Genomic DNA, 3,561 nt, shown 5'->3' on the forward strand with positions numbered 1-3,561 from the left:
ATCCGCAGGGCTTGTAGGCTCCGTGAAAATTGACCACCATCTTTTTTTCTGCAGCCTTTTGGGCAACTGCTTCGTAAAACGCTACCATCGGCTGATCGTCCCGGTTCATAAAGTCCATCTTAATGCCTTTAATGCCCCAGCGTTCAAACAGATCAAATGCCTCCTGCCACTGATCTTTCAACGTATTCCAGATCACCCACAGCATTATATCCACGCCTTTATTTTTTGCATAAGCGGTCACTTCCTCCATATCTAAACCGGGAACCGCATGAAGCAGGTCATCTTTGGGACTCCACCCGTCATCGAAAAGAAAATAGCGGAATCCTTTTTCCGCACAAAAGTCTATGAAGTATTTGGCTGTTTCCGTATTAACGCCAGCCTTAAAGTCAACGCCATAAATATTGTTCTTGCCCCACCAGTCGAACATCACTACGCCGGGTTTGATCCATGAAATATCTTCCATTTCAGCACGGGACGCCAGCAAATAAACCATGTTGTTGCTGATCAGCTCCTCTTCTTTTCCGGCTACCGCAAAGATCCGCCACGGGTATGTTCGCTCACCTGCCACTCTTGCTATATAATCATGGGTTTCACCCACCTGGTTGTTGTTGTATGGATTATTGGTCTTTACCGGCGTTTTGGGATAACGCGGATGCGTAGCCGATATTTGTGATGCTCCGGTACTTTTAATCCATAGCCCCGGGTAATGGTAAAGATCCGATTCCGTGATCATTACAAATCTGCCGTTCTGTTTTTCAACAAGCAACGGCAGGTTGCAAAGCCTGGACGGGTCCAGCTCACTCATCTTTTTGAACTCATAGGGCTGCTCATACGCCGAGTGAAAAGATTTTTCCGACTGGAAGCGTACTGAATCGGCTTCCCCGAATTGAATATTCAGGGTTTCCCTCACTATGGTAAGGCTGTCTTTGGCAGCAGTAGAAAAACGATAAGCCAGCCCTTCGTTAAAAAGCCTGAATGTTAGTGACTGACCTGATCTGAACGCCAGCATCAATTCGTTGTATTCATTCCTGTACGTTTCACTTTTTTCTCTGATCACCGGCTTGATATCTTCGGTTACCGTGCTCCGTTTTGTTTTTTTAACCTGCAGCGGTACTGCTTGCTGCTGATCTGTTACCATGCCAGGATCCGTCAGCGTGAAAACAAGATCGGCGCCTTCCATCATTTTTAATTGTATACCCTGCCGGTTGCTTTCAATTTCGGCCAACAATTTCTTGTCGGGAGAGACCAGCGTATACTTTTGTGCATAGCCTGCAACACATAAAAAAGACAGGAAGCAGCCGATTAAAAAATGTTTCATAACGCGGAATTTTATAGTATCATTTTCTCTATTAGGAAAAGGGCGAATAGTGAATTCACAATTCACTATTCACCGTTCACCTCGTGAAACGATAAACGTGAAACGTGAAATCGCTCACTTCTCACGTTTGTCGTTTGATCAGTTGCCTACCACCCGGGATTTTGTGCCAGCTCGGGATTGATCAAAACCTCTTTTGTTGGTATAGGCATAAGATAATGTTTATCGGGATTAAAAGTCCTGTCGGAAGCTTTTTCCGTAACGATAAACCCGTTGGCATCTGTTCTGTTTTTCCAGTATTCATCTTTATAGGGATTTCTGTCCTCGCCTTCCACTACAATAGGATTAACCCAGGGTGTTCCAATGATCTTGATCCCCATTACAGCTTTGGGCAGCTCTGTTTCTGCAGTCTTCCATCTTCTCAGGTCATCGTACCGGAAGCCTTCGAGGGCAAGTTCGATCGTCCTTTCACGTCTTATTTCATTTCTCATGTCGAGGTTATTGGTGCTCACAAAGCTGTTTGTTAATGCCGGCATACCGGCTCTTTGGCGAAGCAGGTTAATAGACTTGTTAAGGTCATCGTCGCTGATAGAGCCGTTCTTCTCAAAGATTGCTTCTGCATAAATAAGCAGTACTTCCCCATACCTGATGATATGCCGCGAAAAGCCATACCCGATATTGTCGGGTGATCCGTTGGATCCCTCATTCTCCGACAGGTATTTATAGGTAATATAACCCGTGTTTACATTGCGTTGCGGATAAAAAGGCCATGCTTCAACAGGATCGGGGTACCAAAACCGGGGCGCAAGCGTTCCGGGGATCAGCATGGTCATGGACATCCGGGGATCACGGTCTTCAAATTCTGACTGCATTTGATCATAACCCTGGAATAAGGATGATTTTGAAATAGGTAACCCGTCGGTGCATAAGTACATATCCGCCAGCTTTTTTGTTGGAAGAAGGTGGCCATCTGAAACGTTAGGGGCGATGCCTTGTGTATGCGTTTTAACCTGGTACAGGCGATCTAATATGCCTTCAAATGAACCATCGCCCTCATCAATAAATAAATACCTGTAGCTCTGGCTGCCCATGGCTGTAAATAAAGAATATTCTGCACTGTTCATAACCGACTGGGCAGCTTCAACGGCTATATTGAGGTATGCATCTGCGTTAGCGCTACCCCTGCTTTTCTCCCAGCTACCTTCAAATAATGCTACCCTTGCTTTTAAAGCATTGGCAGCTCCTTTGGTTATTCTCCCGAAATCCGCGCCCGGCAAAGCGCTTCGGAGGGGCAGGTCGGTTGCTGCTTCGCTTAAGTCTTTTATGATGAAACCGGCTATTTCTTCGCGTGTAGCACGCGGAGTGTATAACTTTTCATCTTCTATATCCAGTACGCTTGTGATGAGAGGAACGCCTCCAAAAAGCCTGAAAAGTTTCCAGTAGTTATAAGCCCTGAAAAATTTAGCCTCACCAACGAACCGGTTTACCTCCGTGTCTGCAGATGCCAGCTCTGCCGCTTTTTCAATGATCTTATTGCTCCGGCGTATATAAACGTATGCGTCTGTCCACCTGCTATCCTTTTCGGGTGCCAGGTACGTTCCGTTGCTCACCGAATTGGGCACGTCAAAAGCAATGTCTGAATCCAGGTCCAGGTCGGCAACGGAAAATCCCCCGAGCGAATTATAAAGGTTGGTGACTGCCAGCTTAAAGTCGTCTCCCGATTTCCAGAAAGTGATATCGGAAATGGAATCTTTGGGCGTCAGATCAAGTCCCTTACTGCAACCTGCCGCAAACAGGGCCAGGAAAATAAATGCTTTAAAATATGTATGCTTCATGGTACTTAAAATAAATTGTTTTAGAATTTAATGTCCAGTCCAAAAGAAATGACGCTGTTGAAGGGATAGGTTTGCTCATCAGAGCGCTCCCATGTTTCTTCGGGGCTGAACGAGTTATCCCATGTGCCTTTTGAGAAAGTGAACAGGTCTTCTCCGCTGGCGTACACACGAATGTTTTGCATTTTAACTTTCCGGGCTACGCTTTGCGGTAAATTATAAGCTAACGTTAATACCTTAAATCTTAAATAGGCCAGGTTCACCATCCGCAGAGAAGAATACCTCCAGTTCCAGTTTTTTATTTCATCGGCACCAACCGAGCCCGGCACGATCCGCGGATATTGGGCATCAGGATTATCGGGTGTCCAGGACTTGCCGTAAAAATATTTCAGCGGTTCCATCCATACCTGCCAT

The 3,561-nt window shown here is 45.8% G+C and carries 2 protein-coding genes and 1 pseudogene; all 3 read right to left on the reverse strand.

Annotated features, from left to right (window positions below; genetic code table 11):
- Positions 1-1,318 (reverse strand): glycoside hydrolase family 97 catalytic domain-containing protein (locus PLH26_RS20965; protein WP_324587971.1); only part of this gene is annotated, 1,318 nt, incomplete at its 3' end.
- A 146-nt stretch (positions 1,319-1,464) separates the two neighbouring features.
- Positions 1,465-3,150: a RagB/SusD family nutrient uptake outer membrane protein gene (locus PLH26_RS20970; protein WP_324587972.1), complete on the reverse strand. Its 1,686-nt coding sequence runs from the start codon at positions 3,148-3,150 to the stop codon at positions 1,465-1,467.
- A gap of 20 nt (positions 3,151-3,170) precedes the next feature.
- Positions 3,171-3,561, reverse strand: a pseudogene (locus PLH26_RS20975) (hypothetical protein); the annotation flags it as partial.

It is taken from the genome of Agriterribacter sp. (assembly GCF_035444585.1).
Taxonomy (GTDB): domain Bacteria; phylum Bacteroidota; class Bacteroidia; order Chitinophagales; family Chitinophagaceae; genus Agriterribacter.

Bases quoted from the DNA above. Each gene is read 5' to 3' on its own strand.
- PLH26_RS20970 (WP_324587972.1), bottom strand. From the start codon at position 3,150: ATGAAGCATACATATTTTAAAGCATTTATTTTCCTGGCCCTGTTTGCG.